This window comes from Caloramator quimbayensis, from assembly GCF_900167605.1.
Taxonomy (GTDB): domain Bacteria; phylum Bacillota; class Clostridia; order Clostridiales; family Caloramatoraceae; genus Caloramator_B; species Caloramator_B quimbayensis.
In genome coordinates this window covers 1-16,874 of sequence record NZ_FUYH01000039.1, presented here as the reverse complement: position 1 = coordinate 16,874, position 16,874 = coordinate 1, and the positions used below count along the sequence as shown (strand labels likewise).

19 protein-coding genes and 1 tRNA gene are annotated in these 16,874 nt (G+C 28.8%); 1 reads left to right on the top strand and 19 read right to left on the bottom strand.

The window, feature by feature from the left end:
• A partial coding sequence (locus B5D15_RS14270) for an ATP-binding protein (protein ID WP_179122328.1) occupies positions 1 to 235 on the top strand: 235 nt, incomplete at its 5' end.
• Positions 236 to 292: 57 nt separating this feature from the next.
• On the opposite strand, the gene B5D15_RS14265 is transcribed toward B5D15_RS14270, so the two are convergent.
• The 19 genes from B5D15_RS14265 to aroC all read right to left on the bottom strand — a co-directional run bounded on the left by B5D15_RS14265 (position 293) and on the right by aroC (position 16,410).
• Complete coding sequence (locus tag B5D15_RS14265) at positions 293 to 700, bottom strand: phage portal protein (protein WP_242948764.1); 408 nt, start codon at positions 698 to 700, stop codon at positions 293 to 295.
• Between the two features lies 1 nt (position 701).
• Positions 702 to 1,016: a hypothetical protein gene (locus B5D15_RS14260; RefSeq protein WP_078697785.1), complete on the bottom strand. Its 315-nt coding sequence runs from the start codon at positions 1,014 to 1,016 to the stop codon at positions 702 to 704.
• A gap of 106 nt (positions 1,017 to 1,122) precedes the next feature.
• Positions 1,123 to 2,697 carry a terminase large subunit domain-containing protein gene (locus tag B5D15_RS14255; RefSeq protein ID WP_078697784.1) on the bottom strand — a complete coding sequence of 525 codons (1,575 nt, stop codon included), beginning with the start codon at positions 2,695 to 2,697 and terminating at the stop codon, positions 1,123 to 1,125.
• Positions 2,698 to 2,821: 124 nt separating this feature from the next.
• Positions 2,822 to 3,247 (bottom strand): hypothetical protein, encoded by a 426-nt coding sequence (locus B5D15_RS14250; protein WP_078697783.1) that lies wholly within the window; start codon positions 3,245 to 3,247, stop codon positions 2,822 to 2,824.
• Positions 3,248 to 3,250: 3 nt separating this feature from the next.
• The gene (locus B5D15_RS14245; RefSeq protein ID WP_078697782.1) at positions 3,251 to 5,206 is read right to left on the bottom strand and encodes a CHC2 zinc finger domain-containing protein; all 1,956 of its coding nucleotides are present in this window, start codon (positions 5,204 to 5,206) and stop codon (positions 3,251 to 3,253) included.
• Positions 5,181 to 5,426: a DUF5659 domain-containing protein gene (locus B5D15_RS14240; RefSeq protein WP_078697781.1), complete on the bottom strand. Its 246-nt coding sequence runs from the start codon at positions 5,424 to 5,426 to the stop codon at positions 5,181 to 5,183. The genes B5D15_RS14245 and B5D15_RS14240 overlap by 26 nt, the downstream gene beginning before the upstream one ends.
• A gap of 3 nt (positions 5,427 to 5,429) precedes the next feature.
• Entirely contained in the window at positions 5,430 to 6,194 is a 765-nt protein-coding gene (locus B5D15_RS14235) for a hypothetical protein (RefSeq protein ID WP_078697780.1), read from the bottom strand.
• 235 nt (positions 6,195 to 6,429) lie between these two features.
• Positions 6,430 to 6,645 (bottom strand): hypothetical protein, encoded by a 216-nt coding sequence (locus tag B5D15_RS14230; protein ID WP_078697779.1) that lies wholly within the window; start codon positions 6,643 to 6,645, stop codon positions 6,430 to 6,432.
• 91 nt (positions 6,646 to 6,736) lie between these two features.
• Complete coding sequence (locus B5D15_RS14225; protein WP_078697778.1) at positions 6,737 to 7,615, bottom strand: SU10 major capsid protein; 879 nt, start codon at positions 7,613 to 7,615, stop codon at positions 6,737 to 6,739.
• A 16-nt stretch (positions 7,616 to 7,631) separates the two neighbouring features.
• Positions 7,632 to 8,033, bottom strand: a complete 402-nt coding sequence (locus B5D15_RS14220; RefSeq protein WP_078697777.1) for a hypothetical protein — start codon at positions 8,031 to 8,033, stop codon at positions 7,632 to 7,634.
• A gap of 605 nt (positions 8,034 to 8,638) precedes the next feature.
• Positions 8,639 to 8,779: a hypothetical protein gene (locus B5D15_RS15555; RefSeq protein ID WP_179122327.1), complete on the bottom strand. Its 141-nt coding sequence runs from the start codon at positions 8,777 to 8,779 to the stop codon at positions 8,639 to 8,641.
• Positions 8,780 to 9,088: 309 nt separating this feature from the next.
• Positions 9,089 to 9,451 (bottom strand): helix-turn-helix domain-containing protein, encoded by a 363-nt coding sequence (locus B5D15_RS14215; RefSeq protein ID WP_078697776.1) that lies wholly within the window; start codon positions 9,449 to 9,451, stop codon positions 9,089 to 9,091.
• A 126-nt stretch (positions 9,452 to 9,577) separates the two neighbouring features.
• Positions 9,578 to 9,661, bottom strand: a tRNA-Leu gene (locus B5D15_RS14210).
• A 263-nt stretch (positions 9,662 to 9,924) separates the two neighbouring features.
• Positions 9,925 to 10,464 (bottom strand): lytic transglycosylase domain-containing protein, encoded by a 540-nt coding sequence (locus B5D15_RS14205; RefSeq protein WP_078697775.1) that lies wholly within the window; start codon positions 10,462 to 10,464, stop codon positions 9,925 to 9,927.
• Positions 10,465 to 11,067 carry a dephospho-CoA kinase gene (coaE, locus tag B5D15_RS14200; protein WP_078697774.1) on the bottom strand — a complete coding sequence of 201 codons (603 nt, stop codon included), beginning with the start codon at positions 11,065 to 11,067 and terminating at the stop codon, positions 10,465 to 10,467.
• Between the two features lie 8 nt (positions 11,068 to 11,075).
• On the bottom strand, positions 11,076 to 13,664 hold the full coding sequence (polA, locus tag B5D15_RS14195) for a DNA polymerase I (protein WP_143287331.1): 2,589 nt from the start codon (positions 13,662 to 13,664) through the stop codon (positions 11,076 to 11,078).
• 104 nt (positions 13,665 to 13,768) lie between these two features.
• Positions 13,769 to 14,707, bottom strand: coding sequence for a hypothetical protein (locus B5D15_RS14190; protein WP_078697772.1), 939 nt, complete (start codon positions 14,705 to 14,707; stop codon positions 13,769 to 13,771).
• Position 14,708: 1 nt separating this feature from the next.
• A complete protein-coding gene (locus tag B5D15_RS14185; RefSeq protein ID WP_078697771.1) occupies positions 14,709 to 15,257 on the bottom strand; it encodes an RNA polymerase sigma factor in 549 nt (182 codons plus the stop codon).
• Positions 15,258 to 15,261: 4 nt separating this feature from the next.
• The gene (aroC, locus tag B5D15_RS14180; protein ID WP_078697770.1) at positions 15,262 to 16,410 is read right to left on the bottom strand and encodes a chorismate synthase; all 1,149 of its coding nucleotides are present in this window, start codon (positions 16,408 to 16,410) and stop codon (positions 15,262 to 15,264) included.
• Positions 16,411 to 16,874: the final 464 nt, after the last annotated feature.

Sequence of the window (16,874 nt, the reverse complement as noted above, 5' to 3'; positions counted from 1 at the left end):
ATACATTCCAATTGACATTGAAGGGGCTAAACTATTATACCAGGTTATAGCAGGATGCTATGAGAAAAAAAGCATAATATTAACTACAAACCTTGAATTCAGTAAATGGAACAGTATTTTTTTCGATGAAAAGCTAACAAACGCTATACTTGATAGGATGGTCCATCACAGTCATTTACTAATATTTGACGGCCCCAGCTGGAGGCTCCAAAATTCATTAATGAAATACAATTAATTTACAATTATGGTAATGCGGATGTTGCAAAGATTTTTTTCAAAAGTTTGTATTTAATTATTGCAAAACACATATATAAACATATTCGTATGTTTCGCCATACTTAACCATTTTATCTAAGATTTTAAAATCAATAGAATTATATCTTGCTTTAGTATAAACTTCTTTAAATACTTCTAATGTAGTTTTATCATCACTTGTTAAAGTAACTGGATTTTTTAAAAGGAATGATGTTTCAAAGTTTAATAATGTTTTTGCTAACTGTAATACTATTTTTCTTGTCTTATAAGGTTTGCCATTATATTGTTCATTAGGTCTATTTAATATTGCGTGTTTTCCATTTAGATATTCTTTTAAATCAATTATATTCTGTACTCTGTCATAGTGCCATTGTTTAGTAATTTCATCTTGAAACCATGTATTAGAACCATCATAATATTTTTTTATATATTCCCTTAACTGCATATTAGAAACCTCCTAATTGTAATTCTATTTTATAATTGTCTGCATCTATTTCCTGTAATCTTGGCATCTTAAATGCTTGAATTTCATTCCTCATTATTACAATATTCTCTTTAGTTTTAATATCATCAAATACAAAGAAATCCCATGATTGAATATTCTTTGTGTATTTATTCCTATTGAGCCAATCTAAAAAATCCATGCATTGATTTTCGTCTACATGGACTATTAGGTCTTTTATAAAAACTTTGTTTCTTAAATAAAACTTTATAGGATATATTAATTCCTCTTTTTTAATTTTACTTTTTGATACTATCATGCTAACCTCCTATATCTTAATACTGTCGGTTATACCGACGGTATACCCCTGCGTCAAATTTGACGCTATTCCATTTTTGGTTTAGGGGTCGATAACTTATCGACTCCTAAATATAATATCTTCCTAATTTTAAACTCTGTACCGCCAATGCTGTACTTATTACAAGGTCGTCAAAATTGTTTTTTCCTCTAACATTACCTAATTTTCCGTCTTTCTCCATAAATATTTGCATTTGCTGTAATGTTTCCCTGTCGTTTAAAAGAATTATTCCTTCCTCAAATGCTTGTTTAAAATCTTGTATCATTTTACTTTTGCTTATTACATCTGTATTCCAACCTATTTCTAATGTTTTTCTTCCTGTGGTCTTGTCCCATTTTTTAGTTTTATTTAGGTTTAAATATCCTATTTCCCTTTTTAATCTATTTATTAGGTCTAAACCGTAACTATTGCGTTCTATCATTAAACAAGCATAATTAAAATAATCACCTAAAGCATTAACTACATCAGCAAATCTATAAACTGGTAATCCACTTTTATAAAATACTGCAACTTGTTCACCGCTTGAATCTAATATTGATACTGCCGATAAGTCGCCTTCTTTTGAAAGTCCGCTTGCTGTGTCTACTCCTGCAAAGTACATTTCTTTTGACTTTGGCAATTTATATATAAACAAACTCTTATTTAAGTAAGGGTAAAGTATTTCGGGTAAATTATTTATTTTTTTTATTGGCTCTGGTATAAATAGTAATCTATCATTTAGTTGTTTTTGGTCAAATACACTTTCTTGAGTTGAAACAAATGCTTCTTGCCATGTAGAAGGGAAATCTTTTTTAAATTGTTCAAGTGTCATATCTTTTAGTCGCCATCTACGCCACATGAGTTGCACTTTTGTTGCCCCCATTTGATATAATTTTTTCTCTGTATCATCCATTTCATCATCTGTCAAATATTTAATTAAACTTCCCTTTTGATACCATTGTTTAGCCATTTCGTATTCAAATTTATAATACCTCTTTGACCCTTCGCCCAACCAATTATAAAAAAATGCTTTATATTTCGAATTTCCTGCAATAGCATCTTTATATAAATAATAAAAATAATTTAATCCTTGTGCTGTGGACTCTATAATAATTTTTGCATTAGGACTTTTTACTAAAGCACTCTCTATAGTCGATAGATTTTCCTGCACGTCATCATCATATAGTGCAAACTCAGATAAGTGTATCATTGTTAAACTATATCCTCTGCCTATACCATCTGCACTCTGTTTACTTGCTGTTTGAATTGATATTCTTGAATTGTTTTCTAAAAATAATTCTTTTTCGTTACTTTTTCTAAATTTAATTCTATATTTTTCTGGTATTGACTCATACATCAGTTTTAATTTTGTAAAAAGGGTGTTAGTAGTACTTTCTAAATGTGCTAATAGTATGTAATTACTGTTCGGTATTTGAAAGGCATAGTAAAGCATAAGTCCTAAACTCAAGGTACTAAATCCTATTTGCCTTGACTTTAGAATAATATTGTACCTATCCATATTATTTAAAAAATCCTGCTGTTCTGGATTAACTTCAAAGGGTACTAATTCACCGTTACAATCTATCTTCACAAAGTTTTTTAGCCATAGTGCAGGATTGGAATTAATTCTTCTTAGTTTTTCCTCTGTTGATAATCTTGGCATACGCTATCACCTTCTTTTTTCTGCTTAAACATTTTATTTTAAAAGGGCATAAAATAAGCAGGTAATATAAATATACTACCTGCTTAAAAAAGTCGCTCTAAAGCCCTGTAAATGCGTTTAAATGCTATTCTAAAATAAGCCCATCATCTTCCTGTTCTTCCTTTTCTGGTTTATTCTTTTTATGTTTAACTGATTTTTTTAATTCTTCTTGAAGTAATAAAAATGTTTTAATTGCTTTATCATCACCCTGTTTTGCTTTTTCTAATACAACATCATATATTTCTAAAAGTTCTTTATTTGATTTATCTAAAAGTAGTATATTCATTAAGTTTGTATATTCTTCCGAGTTTTCCCATTCCTTTAGGAAGTTATATTTTCTTATACTTCCTTTGCAATATTTTTCTATTATTTCTTCCTCTGTCAATGTTGAAAAATCTGTATTCCTGTTTGAAAGTCCATTTCTCCACATAAAATAAACAAATTTATATCTATTTGAGGGTATGCTGTAATATGGCTTTAATGCTTGTCTAAGTTGTGGTGATATATTCATATGTTATTCCTCCGTTTCATTTAGTATTAAAAAAGGATAACCTTTTGAAGTTATCCCTAATTTTTGCTTTAATTCGTTGTTTGCCTTAACTCTTTTTAAATTATAACTTTCCAATATTTCCTGTAAACATCTTTTTAACTTAGTTTTCTTTTCTTCTTTTCTACCTCTTATTTGTTTTAATATTTGTTCCTCAGTACAATATCCTTGTTGCTGTATTAAATCTATTATTATTTTAGTTGCTTTTTCTGTAAATTGTTGACTTGCTTTAGATAGTTTTTCATTTTGCTGTTGCACATATACTTTATTTGCTTCATCTTGATTTAAACTTCTAATAAGCATTTCCCTGCTGAATCCTGTCATAGTCATATTTTTTTCTTTATATAATTTTGCTTTAGTATTAGCATCTTTTAAACAATAATAATTATAAGAAGGTACTGCATAATATGATATTAAATATTTTTCTTTTTTATATGCTTCTGTTCTTTGTAAATATTTATTAGGAATATCTTCTTTACTTAATTTTTCTAAAAATCCTAAAAACGCAAATAAATTAATTCTATTGTTTGTAAGTCCTATATTATTACTGTTTAAATAATCTGCAATATATCTTATACTACTAAAGAAAATTGCTTTATCATCACTTATTAAATCATCATCAATTACATTTTGAATTGCTAACTCATTTAAACATACTAAATAAGGAATATATCTTTTTACGACTTTATATAATTCTGGATATTCCTGTTCAAATTGACTTGACATTATATATTCTATATTTTCTTTTAGCATTTCCTTAATTTTCTTTTGCTTTTCTGTTTCAATTACTTCAATATCATATACCTTTTGTATAAATTCTAATGCTTCAACTTTATTACATTTTGCTATTGCTTCAACTAATGTTGTTATTGTTCCCATAAAGCCACAACCAAAACATTTATAAACCTGTGTACCATCTTTTAGAGTAATTATATGTGCTGAAGGGTTAGAATCTTTATGTATAATGCAATTAAACATTCCTTCCCCTACACCTAAAAAATCATTTATGCTAATTTTTGTGTAAATAATGTGCTTCAAATCCGCTCTACAACTGGCTTTAAGGGGTGTAGGGTAAAAAGTGGAACAATAAGTAAGATATATATTATTATCTTTCTTATTGTTCTTGTTTTTAACCCCCATGCCTTCAACCCTTGATATATCTACATTTGAAGGCATTTTTTTCTCAAATTTATTGCAAAGTAACCTTTTCATTTTATCTATATCTAATCTGTGTATAGCATCTATGTGTTCATTCATTTCATCAATGCTATATTGTTTTAATACATTTGTTTTTGTTGATATATTCTTTTCCTCTAATACAAAATTAGGTACTTTTTTATTCAAATGCTGTATAAAATCATCTGCATTATACCGAATGTCATTATATTGCAATACTTTGCATAGATATTGATTATTTATATCTTTAGTCCAATAATAATCTGGTAATCTCATTATTCTTTCAAGTGTATAAACTCTTTCATCACTATTAAAATATTGTATTAGTTTATTCTGCACTTCCTCAAATTGTTCTACTTTTGCATTATCAATAAGCCAATATATATGGTATCCGTTTCTTGTATCAATAATAAAAGAAGGCATAAGTTCAAATTCCTGTACCCTCTGTAATATCTTGTCTTTATATTGTTTTACTGTTTTAAAATCAAAATAGTTATCTTTATCATCTCTGCCACAATCACAATCAATATAAAAGGCATTTATTTTGTTTATTTGTTCTTTTTTAGTGCCTCCGCTATTTACTACAAAATAAATATTATAACCTTGTTCATTCAATTGTTTTAGTTCATTAATCATATTATTGTTATAATATCCATTCAAATTAATAGGTCTTTCACCATCTTTTAATGCTCTGAAATTAATTTTCTCATTATTAAATATCTTATTTAGAAATGTTTTCGTATTCATCTAAATTTCCTCCTTTTAGTTGTTCGCTTATAGTTTGCTTATATTGTTTAGTTATAGTTTCATATTCCTTTATTGCCTGCCATATTTCTTCTCTATTTTCAAAGAAGAATATTAAACTCTTGTTATTTGTTTTATTTATTGCTAAATCAATAATTGGGTAACCTTTATTGCAAAGTATTTTTGCTAATTTACTCGAATAAACTGCTATATTATTCTTCATTTATTAACCCTCCAATTTCAACTTTGAATAATTAACATAGTTTTTCCTTGTTAGTGCTAAAGAAAAAATGTTTGAATCCAATTCATCTTTAGTTGTTTCATTGGTAATTGGTTTACTGATATATTCAAATTCTTTTATTTTTGTAAATTTATTTTTAGGCATAAAAAAAGGAAGTCCTAAAACCTCCTGTAATTCTTTTAATTTAATGTTTGTTTGTAGTCCACCATTATTAAACCATATTTTTCCGTTTAGGTTATATTTTATTATGATATTTATAAAATCTTCTAATGTGTATTTTTGGCATAAGAAATATAATTCTTCAAATCCTAAAACATCAACTAAATTATGCTTAAATATATTTCTAAAATTAGGTATATAATATCCTTTATATCCTGCATCAATTGCTAAAAGTATTAATTTGCCTTCCTCTGTTTTAGGTAATGGTAATTTAAATAATTTATATAAATATAATGCTGTACTACCCGAATATTTTTGTATATAGTTATCATTAGTTATTGTATTATTTAAATTAAAAGCATCTGGATTATATTTATCTTGTTCGCTTAATCTTGTAACATGATTAGATAAACAATATCCTTCCATTAAATCAATATCTACACCTATATAATCATTTCCTGTTTGTTCGGACTGATATAAACTCCTAAAATCATAGAAGTAATTTATTCTATATCCTTTTACTTGTTCTACTAAAATACAACTATATAAACTATCAATATCATTACTAAGAATCAAATCATAGTTTTTCATAATCGGGATAGGTCTGCTCTATCCCTTATTCACTAAAAATTATAGGATTAACTCTACCTTAGTTATATCCCTTATTCTACCTTCAATGGTGAATAAGGGATAAATTATGTCAGAACCATCTTACGACACCTCCATTATTTTTGTTTCCTGTTGTTTCGTTTTTCAATATCGTTTTCTATTTGTTTTGTTTGTTTTTTCCACTTCTCAATCATTTTTTCAAATTTTTGTTGTTGTGTTAGTTCTTTTTGCATAATTCTTCACTCATTTCATATCGCTTTATAAATTCATCATATTTTTCCTTAATATAACTATAAGCATCTTTATTAATTTCTTTTTTCCTTTCAAATCTGCTTAAACTTGGTATAGATATTTGTATTGCTTGAGATATTTCTTTTAGTTTTACATTTCTTCTTTTACGCCATATAGTATAATAAAAATCATTATTTTCCATATCTTTCCCTCTCCTTGAAAAAATTTGCATAAAAAAAGAAATGAACCGTATAAAACAGTCCATTTCCTCCTTCAGATATTTTAAAGATGAATTACTGAGCAATTGCTACTGCTTTACTATTGAGTACCTTTAATGAACATTCAGTAATTACCATACCTTTCATGTTGTCGCCATCTTTTGCTAATGTTTCAAATGCTGGTTTTCTAAGGTATGATAATCTTAAATAAGCAGGGTCAACAACAAGTATCTTATCAACTGGCATATGTCTATTTAATACAATATTTACAATACCATAATTAGTTATAACCTTGTTTGCAACAAAGCCAAAGGTATTCATTGGCATATTGTAATTAATTTGATTAGCATAGAAAGTGTCAATAACTTCTTTAAAATCTGCATTTACAAAACAATAAAATTCATTTGAACCTAATCCATTATCCCACAACTTTTTAACTACCGCTTTAAAATCTGAAAGTGATGGTGCTGTAGTTATATCAATTATATTTCCAGGGTCTGCCTGTTCAAATATTGACTTCATTCTCCTTATATATGGTGCTGTGCTTCCATCGTTGTAATTTGTAGATGCAAGCATCTTCTTTTCTATATTAACTTTAACTTCGGTTAATCTGTCGTTTATTTCGCTTGCAAATAAATCATTAATACCTAATACATTACTTGCCTGCGCTGAACCACTAACCTGTACTGCCTTTGAGAATATTTCCATTACATTAGATTTTTCTGCTCTGCCACTTGAAACAAAGGTATCAACTGTAAATCCTTCTGCTTTTGAAATATCTGCTGTTTCGTCAAGTGTCTTTTCTCTCCAGTTAATAGTTACACTTCCAGCATCTTCAACTAACTTCTTGTTAAGTAAAAGAGTTGTTAATGGTGTGTCCATAGGTGCAACAAGTGCAATTTCCTTTGAAAGGTCAATATTTTCATGTAGTGTAAAATTAGATGTTTTAATCATATTTTATTCCTCCTTATTATCCAAAAATTTTATTTAATTTATTAAAAATCATACCTTCAACATTTTTGTCCTTTTCTGCTATTGAGTAACTATCATCTTGCTTATGGTCATTCGGCTTATATGAGTTGTCAATATCCTGCTTTTTCTTTAATTCAACTAACTTATTAATTTTTACTTGTGCCTTTTTAATATCATCACTTTCTATCAGTTCAAATACTTCCTCTGGGTCAAGTCCTGCCTTTGTTGCTTCAAATTTAATTTGTGTTGCTATACTGTTTTTTTCTAATTCTGCATACTGCTGTTTCATAGTTTCAAAATCAGCAATACTTTTTTCCATTTCTGACATTTTAGTTTGATATTGTGTTAGTATCTCCTGTACTTCCTCTTTTGTGTAATTATCTTTGTTTAATTCAATCATGTTTCCTTATCCTCCTTTATTTTTAGGGTGGTGAATTATTATATAAAGCAAACATTGGTCTATATATCATCAGCATATTACTGTTGATACCTGTAAAAATTTAAGTAAAAATTTACATAAAAAAGGCAGGTAGCAATTAATACACTACCTGCTGTGGGAAAGAATACCGTTTTTTCTTGTTTTGGAGGAGGTGGGGTTTGAACCCACATAAAAACGGTCAAAAACTACCATTTATGAGCATATTGTTCTTTTCTGGCAAAAAGCCAAAATGAAAGGAGTATATATATTAACCCTTACGGGATTAATAACATTTTTATTTTTATTTTTTTTTGCAATAAAAATATAAAAGGGTACATATAAGTACCCTTTGAAAGGAATGTATATTATGATAATCCCCTAATATATATTAATCCTAATGGAATGTAGTTCGACAGGACATACCCTTGCTTTTTTAGCTCCACATCTTACGGTTGTGGTTTAACCGAATATTATATTAATATTTTAAAAAATTTGATATATTATTTTTTTGTTCTTTCTCTTTCATTATATCAAAATGGGGGTATGAAGTCCGTAAAGCCACTATTTTCAAGGGGTTACGGGATTTTCTAAAACTTTAGCAGGTCTATATTTATCTTTGTACTTGTGCCATGCTTCTCTTTGCCATTGTAATTGCTTTTCCTTCCAACAACTACTGCAATATTTTTTACGGTTTGATGTTTGTTTGATTGGTATGCCACAGTTGGCACAGCGGATGTATTGTTCTGGGTAGAGTATACTTAAATAATAATCTATTATTTCATCATAATTTTTTTTGTTCTTTCCTTCTCATTAATAGACAAATTATTACATAAAGTCCGTAAAGCCACTATTTTCAAGGGGTTACGGGATTTTCTAATTGGTAAAGTTTTTGTTTATGATAATATCTTAATGCCTTTTCTCTATTTTGTTGTAATCTAATATCCTTCCAACAACTACTGCAATATTTTCTACGGTAAAAATAAAAACCACATTTCATTTAAAGATTATATTTATATTTTATTAATAAAAAAATACCCTTATCGGGTATGTAATGCTTTATGAACAAGTCCCACACTAATATTAAAATGCTCTGCTATTTCCTGTATAGTCATATTATTTTCATTTTTTAATTTTTGAATTTGTGTTATTAGTTCATCATTAAGTTTACTTTTCCTTCCTGCTCTGCGTTCATTATGCTTTTTATGTTTTAAATTATTATAAAGTTCAAATAATGTTTGATAATTTTGTTTTAAATCGTTGTATTGTTTTAGAAGGATATTGTATTCATTTCTTGTAATTATGTCTTTGTATTGTTTATTAAGATTAGTTATTTCATTGATTAAACCTTCTATTATTCTATCTTTCTGTTTTAATTTTTCCTCTAACTCTGCTTTTGTCATAATATACACCCTTTCATAAATTAATTTATGAATAAATTATAGCATAGGTGAAATATATTTTCAAGAATTAATTTATGAAAATGTGTATAAAAAAAATTCGGTATTCACCGAATCTATTTTCTTATTTGGTGCGGTCGGGGGGACTTGAACCCCCACCCTCATCGGACATGCCCCTCAAACATGCGTGTCTGCCTATTCCACCACGACCGCATTAAGCAATTTGTTTATTGAATGATGCAAATTGATTAATAATGTCAATTACAGAGTAGTCGTACACACAAACGTGCGCGTCTGCCAATTCCGCCACTCTCGCTCGACACAATTGATTATATCAGACATATATTATTGTGTCAACAGCAATTTTTACTTTTTTATATATAACTCTATTGTTTTATTAGATATCGTACAAAGCCTAACCCCTATAAAAAATAAACATTTTGCATGTCTTACTTTATACATCATATTCATATGAATTAATAAATGTATTTATATATCTTATAGTTTTGTTTTACCCTCTTTACATACTTTTTAGTTTCATCAAAAGGAAGTTTATTAATTTCTAAGGTAAAACCATTTTTGCTCTCTTTAAGCCACTTTCTTACATTCCCTTCTCCGCCATTATAAGCTGCAAGTACACAGTCTAAATCTCCATTAAAATCATTAAAAAGTTTTGAAAGATAATAACATCCATATTTTATATTTTTATCAGGATTATACAGCTTATCCGTTGAAAAATTTTTATCACCTAAAAGTTCAGCAATATAATCTCCCGTGCTTGGAGTAATCTGCATAAGTCCAATTGCACCTTTATTTGATATAGCATATGGATTAAATTTGCTTTCAGCTTTAATCAAAGCATATATTAAATAAGGATCTAATTCATATTTAACAGCATATTTATTTATTGTTTCTTGATAATTTATAGGATAAAAATTTTTTAATATATTTTTAAAGTTAATTAACACTAAAAAAATAAAAATAATGATAACAAACTGAATTATTTTTTTTGTCATTCAATCCTCCATCGAAATTATTTCTTCTAAAATATCATGTATCTGCTTTTTTGTATTTTCTCTGCTTCCATTGTTGTCTATTATGTAGTCAGAGTATTTTTTTTTCTCTTCAAAACTCATTTGAGAGGATATTCTTTTCTCAGCTTCTTCAAAAGAAATATTATCCCTTTTTATAAGCCTTTTTATCTGAACTTCTCTATTAACATAAACAAGAAGAACAATGTCTACAATATGATAAAGTCCAGTTTCAATAAGTAAAGGTGCATCGATTACGCACAAATTAACCCCCTGCATTCTGACTGTTTCAATTCTTTTCTTTATTTCGTCGATTATTTTAGGGTGCATTATTTTGTTTAATGTTTCAAGTTTATTTTTATCAGAAAAAACTAAACTGCCAAGCCTTTTTCTATTTAATGTCCCATCGTTATTCAAAACTTCTTTTCCAAAATTTTGCTCTATATCTTTTAAAGCTTCACTGCCCTTAAAAACGATTTCACGGGAGATTATATCAGCATCAATAACTATGATACCTTCCTCTTTTAAAATATCAGATACAAAGCTTTTACCTGAAGCTATTCCTCCAGTAAGTCCTATTATTTTCATACTTTCACCTACTTTGCTTCATACCAATCATTTCCCCACTTAACATCAGCTATCAGTGGAACCGAAAGCTTCACAGCGCTCTCCATTTCATTTTTAACCAATTCAGAAACATATTTCAGTTCATCTTTATAAACTTCTATTACAAGTTCATCATGAACCTGAAGTAATAATCTTGATTTTAAACCTTCATTTTGAAGCCTTCTGTCTACATTAACCATTGCTATCTTTATAATATCAGCTGCCGATCCTTGTATTGGTGTGTTCATAGCCAAGCGTTCTCCAAAAGCTCTTAATGTTTTATTGTTTGAATTAATCTCAGGAATATATCTTATCCTATTTAAAATAGTTTTTACATATCCGTTTTTTCGTCCTTCCTCAATTGCTGTATCGAGGTATTTTCTAACGCCTTCATATCTTTTGAAATAATTGTCAATATAGATTTTTGCTTCCTTTCGGCTTATCTTCAAATCCTTTGATAAACTGTAATCCCCAAGTCCATATACTATTCCAAAATTAATTGCCTTTGCTCTGCTTCTTTGTATAGCCGTAACTTCTTCCATTGGTATGTCAAATACTTCTGAAGCTGTTCTTTTATGTATATCCTGATTGTTGATAAATGCATCGATTAAATTAGCATCCTCTGATATATGCGCAAGAACTCTTAATTCTATTTGTGAATAATCCGCCGAAAGTATAACATATTCCTCTGAAGATGGTTCAAAGGCTTTTCGTATCTTTCTTCCTTGTTCCATTTTTATAGGTATATTTTGAAGATTAGGTTCAGTACTCGATATTCTTCCTGTAGCTGTTACAGTTTGATTAAAATTTGAATGGATTTTTTCATCCTCTGAAATGCATGAAATCAACCCATCTATATAAGTCGATTTAAGTTTTACAAGCTGCCTGTAATTTAATATTTTCTCTATAATTTCATTTTTATCATATAGTTCATCGAGAACCTCAGCATCAGTTGAATATCCAGTTTTTGTCTTTTTAACTACTGGGAGATTCAATTTTTCAAACAGTATAACTCCAAGTTGCTTGGGAGAATTTATGTTAAACTCTTCTCCTGCGATATTATATATTTCATCCGTCAGCTTATCTATTTCTTCGCTTAATTTAAATCCTATTTCTCTTAAAGTTTGTTCATTTACCTTAAAACCTCTAAGTTCCATATTAGACAAAACCTTTATTAGCGGCATTTCTACTTCATAAAATAATTTAGACATTCCGTATTTGTTAATTTCTCCAAGCATGTTTTCTTTTATATTATTTAAATTATCTATAAATAAAGCTGCTATTTCCTTATTGTCGTTTAAATTATTATTAAACGATATCCCTACATAGCTTTTTAAAATTTTTTCTATTTCATAACTGCTTTCAGAAGGATTTAATATGTAAGCTGCTATTTCTGCATCAAAAGTAAGGTTATTTAATTCAATTCCTTTTTCGCTTAAATAATTATATACCAGTTTTGCACTGTAGGTATTTTTAGCTATATGAACTGATTCAAATATATCCTTAAAATCGATTATATGATTTTCAGGTACAAAATACTCATCGTCAGCAACCATTCCCTCAATGGTTTTATCACTTTTTAAAAATATAAAATTAAATATTTTTTCTTCTTTAATCCTTTTTATATAATCTGACTCTCCATTATATATTTTAATTTTTAAATTAAAGGATGTTTCTTTATTAATATCTTTATTAATATCTTTATTGCCATGCATATTATTTATCCTATTTATAAGGCTGTTAAATTCAAGTTTAGAAAATATATCTTTTATGCGCATAGCATCATAATCTTCAGTTTTTATTTTTTCCAAATCAACATCTATTGGAACATTTCTTTCAATAGAGGCAAGCCTTTTGCTTAAAAATGCCTGCTCTTTATATTGAATTAGGGATTCTTTAAGTTTTTTCCCTGCAATGCTGTCAATATTATTAAATACATTTTCAAGAGTTTTATACTCGTGTAAAAGTTTCAGAGCAGTCTTTTCACCAACTCCCGGAACCCCTGGAATATTATCTGAAGAATCACCCATAAGTCCCTTTAAATCTATAATTCCTTCTGGGTTTAGCCCATATCTCTCAATTAAAAGTTCCTTATCGAACACATCGGTTTCTGTAATACCTTTTTTGGTTATCACAACCTTAGTATAATCAGAAACTAACTGAAGGGCATCTCTATCTCCAGTATATATTATCACTTCTAAATCATTGCTTTCATATTTTTTTGATATTGTTCCTATAATATCATCAGCTTCATAACCTTCCAGTTCAAATATTCCTATATTAAAAGCATTGAGAAGCTCTTTAGCTGGTTCAAATTGAGCAGCAAGTTCATCGGGCATTTTTTTTCTTCCTGCTTTATAATCAGCATACTCTTTATGTCTAAATGTAATTTTGGTTTTATCAAATGCCGCAGCAATATAATCAGGCTTTATTTCATCATAAATTTTCAAAAGCATCGTTGTAAAACCATAAACCGCTCCTGTTGGCTGTCCCTTAGAAGTAGCCATAGGGGGAAGTGCATAAAAGGCTCTATTTAATAAGCTGTTACAATCGAGTATAACAAGTTTCTCCTTTTTCACAAAAATCTCTCCTAACATATTTTATAAACCATACTTTATAATATAAGTATATTATATAAAAAAATCATAATATATAAAAGCATAATAAAAATAGCCCCAAAGGGCTATTTTATTGTAATTTTAACAAAGTAATATTCTCTAATATTATTTTGGCTGTAGGTGTTTATACCATTAATACCAGTTTCGCTATAAATCATCGATTGGCTGTTTATCATATTAGATAAAACGCTAAGATCCTGTTTTTGCAGCCTATATATACTATTATTTGTATCTATTAATATAACATTAGGATTATTATAAATAAAAGATATAATATCCTTTTGATTTTTATCAACCGTTGCAATATAGTCAATAGGCAATGATGAAGCAAGCAAAGTAGTCATTAAAGAACTTTTAGATATTTCAGAAATATTACTCATATTAGCTTGGGAATAAATATAACCAATCGGTACTACTTGATCATCAGAATCTTCTTCAGGTTTAATCGTAATCATTTTATTATCGGAAGTTAAAACGTCAGAAGTTATATTATTCTTATTAGTATAATTGGATTCTTCTTTTTTATCATTTAATGCTATAAGTGTTCTTTTTTCGTTACTAATAGTTTTTATTTTATTTTTTTTATTTGATGTAGCAGTATTTTGTTTTTCTTTAAATTCTTCCTTCTTTATACTTATATTGTTCTTATTATCTTCTATTAGCTTTCCTTTACTCTCTAAATTTTCACTTTTTTCATTATTCATTTCTATCTTTGGCTCTATTAAATTAGTACTATTTTTTGCTGTCTGATTTTCCAATTTTGCAGGCAATTTTAAAGTATCCTTAAAACCAGCAATAGATATTACAAATATAATAACTGCTGCTGCAATTGAAGAAAAAGTTTTGTTCCATACATTCCTTTTTCTCATTCTTTCTTTTTCAATAGTATTCATAATGCTTAAATGAAGTCCATCTGGCACATCAACTTCAAACTCTGAAAGCATCCCTGCATCAAAATCATATTCATTATTTTGCATCTTTTTAACATATTCATGATACTTCATTTCAGCACCCCCTTACTATACCGCATTTTATGAGTTCATTCCTAAGACTTTCCCTTGCTCTATTTAATCTCGATTTAACAGTTCCAACCTCGATGTTTAAAATATCTGCTATTTCCTGATAGGACAGTCCGCTTATATCTCTAAGTATAATTATCGTTCTAAAGTCATTGCTAAGCCTTAATATGCATCTTTTAATATCATGCTGTAATTCTCTGTTTTCAATAATATTTTCTACTTTATTGCTCAAATGTCCTTCTGAGTTAATAATATCATCAAAAGATAATTCATCCTTTCTTCTTTTAATATAATCCATGCATGTATTATATGTAATTCTGTAAATCCAAGTTGAAAATTTGCTTTCACCTTTAAACTTATCAATAGCTCTATATATCTTTAAGCTTACTTCTTGGGATGCATCCTTTGCATCTTCTGTATTTTTAAGCATATAAAAACATAAATTATATATCTTTTTCTCATAGGTTAATATAAGTCTCTCAAATGCTTCAATATCATTTTTCTGGCACCTGCTTATCAATTCTCTCTCTTCCACAGCATTACCTCCTTATTATTCTGCCTACGTAATAGTCATAGGAGTTTTTTATATCTTCTATGGAGTCGCCAGAGAATTTTTCTAAAAAAGCTTTTGCTACTTCAAAGGCAACAACATTTTCACAAATAACACCAAGAGCTGGTACAGCACACACATCCGAACGTTCATATCTGCTTTTTTTAATATTTCCCATTAAATCAACAGTATTTATCTCAACTTTAGTAGTTGGTATAGGCTTCATAAAAGCTCTAATATTAATTGGCATTCCATTTGTAATTCCACCCTCAATGCCTCCAGCATAATTACTGTTTCTTTTATACATTCCGTTATTTATAATTATTTCATCATTTACATGGCTTCCAAATTGTGTAGATGCAAAAATTCCATCACCAATTTCTACCGCTTTTACCCCCTGAATAGAAGCAATTGCCCCCATAATTCTAAAATCCATTCTTCTATCATAGCTGACATAGCTTCCTAATCCACAAGGTATATTGAAAGCCTTTATTTCTACGCAGCCTCCGAGAGTTTCTCCTAAAGAAGAGGCTTTATTTATAAGTTCAATCATCTTTTTCTCAGCAATTTTATCAAAGCATCTTACTAATGAAGACTCAATTGCTGCATAGTGTTCATCGTTTTCAAGCTGAACTGAGCTTTCATCCCTTACATCACCAATACTAATTGTCCTGCTATTTATTTTGACGTTAAATTCTCTTAAAAGTTCCATAGAAATTGCTCCAACTGCAACTCTTATTGCAGTTTCCCTAGCGCTTGCCCTCTCATAAACGTTTCTAATATCATCAATATTATATTTAAGAGCACCATTTAAATCCGCATGTCCTGGCCTTGGAATTTTAACTTTTTCTGGGTACTCCTTACTAATATCCATTACTTCTTTCCAATTATCATAATCAATGTTTTGAATCATAACACATATTGGTGAACCTGTAGTTTTTCCTCCTCGTATACCTGATATAACATCTATTTTATCTTTTTCAATTTTCATTCTATTCCCTCTGCCATAACCCCTCTGTCTTCTGTAAAGCTGCCTATTTATTCTTTCTACATTAATTGCTACATTCGAAGGAAAACCTTCAATAATCGCGACAAGAGCTTTCCCATGTGATTCTCCGGCATCAAGATATCTTAGCAATATATCACCCCCAAAAAAACAAAAAAAGCTTTTTATATTATTTTATCATATAATAACTTTAACATCATTATATAATTATTATACAAATTTTCATTATTGCTGATATAATAAATATATATATTAAATAGGGTAATGTCAAAAGTTCTATGAAAAATCACTGATTGTAAAAATGTGGTTACTCAAAAAAGCGCGTAGCGCAGCTGTCGCCCTTGACAAACATCATCCAAATGGTAAAGAGATCTTAACGAGGGCGAAGGGAACAGATATAAGGGCAGCACAAATAAGCCCTCGAAAAATTCAGCATACCATTTGTCTGATTTGTTTTTCAAGGGTTCGCTGTGCCGACAGCTAAGAAAGCGAGAGCTTCAGCAAAACAGATATAAAGGCTAAGCTACCTGATGTTTTAGAATATAATCCTGTGATAATTCAATGAGCTTGCCCCACTTTGCAGGCATGTGAGGCAG

What these genes read in the sequence shown, in the direction of transcription:
- B5D15_RS14265 (WP_242948764.1), bottom strand. Translation starts at nt 700, where the DNA reads ATGCAGTTAAGGGAATATATAAAAAAATATTATGATGGTTCTAATACA.
- B5D15_RS14260 (WP_078697785.1), bottom strand. Translation starts at nt 1,016, where the DNA reads ATGATAGTATCAAAAAGTAAAATTAAAAAAGAGGAATTAATATATCCT.
- B5D15_RS14255 (WP_078697784.1), bottom strand. Translation starts at nt 2,697, where the DNA reads ATGCCAAGATTATCAACAGAGGAAAAACTAAGAAGAATTAATTCCAAT.
- B5D15_RS14250 (WP_078697783.1), bottom strand. Translation starts at nt 3,247, where the DNA reads ATGAATATATCACCACAACTTAGACAAGCATTAAAGCCATATTACAGC.
- B5D15_RS14245 (WP_078697782.1), bottom strand. Translation starts at nt 5,206, where the DNA reads ATGAATACGAAAACATTTCTAAATAAGATATTTAATAATGAGAAAATT.
- B5D15_RS14240 (WP_078697781.1), bottom strand. Translation starts at nt 5,426, where the DNA reads ATGAAGAATAATATAGCAGTTTATTCGAGTAAATTAGCAAAAATACTT.
- B5D15_RS14235 (WP_078697780.1), bottom strand. Translation starts at nt 6,194, where the DNA reads ATGAAAAACTATGATTTGATTCTTAGTAATGATATTGATAGTTTATAT.
- B5D15_RS14230 (WP_078697779.1), bottom strand. Translation starts at nt 6,645, where the DNA reads ATGGAAAATAATGATTTTTATTATACTATATGGCGTAAAAGAAGAAAT.
- B5D15_RS14225 (WP_078697778.1), bottom strand. Translation starts at nt 7,615, where the DNA reads ATGATTAAAACATCTAATTTTACACTACATGAAAATATTGACCTTTCA.
- B5D15_RS14220 (WP_078697777.1), bottom strand. Translation starts at nt 8,033, where the DNA reads ATGATTGAATTAAACAAAGATAATTACACAAAAGAGGAAGTACAGGAG.
- B5D15_RS14215 (WP_078697776.1), bottom strand. Translation starts at nt 9,451, where the DNA reads ATGACAAAAGCAGAGTTAGAGGAAAAATTAAAACAGAAAGATAGAATA.
- B5D15_RS14205 (WP_078697775.1), bottom strand. Translation starts at nt 10,464, where the DNA reads ATGACAAAAAAAATAATTCAGTTTGTTATCATTATTTTTATTTTTTTA.
- coaE (WP_078697774.1), bottom strand. Translation starts at nt 11,067, where the DNA reads ATGAAAATAATAGGACTTACTGGAGGAATAGCTTCAGGTAAAAGCTTT.
- B5D15_RS14190 (WP_078697772.1), bottom strand. Translation starts at nt 14,707, where the DNA reads ATGAAGTATCATGAATATGTTAAAAAGATGCAAAATAATGAATATGAT.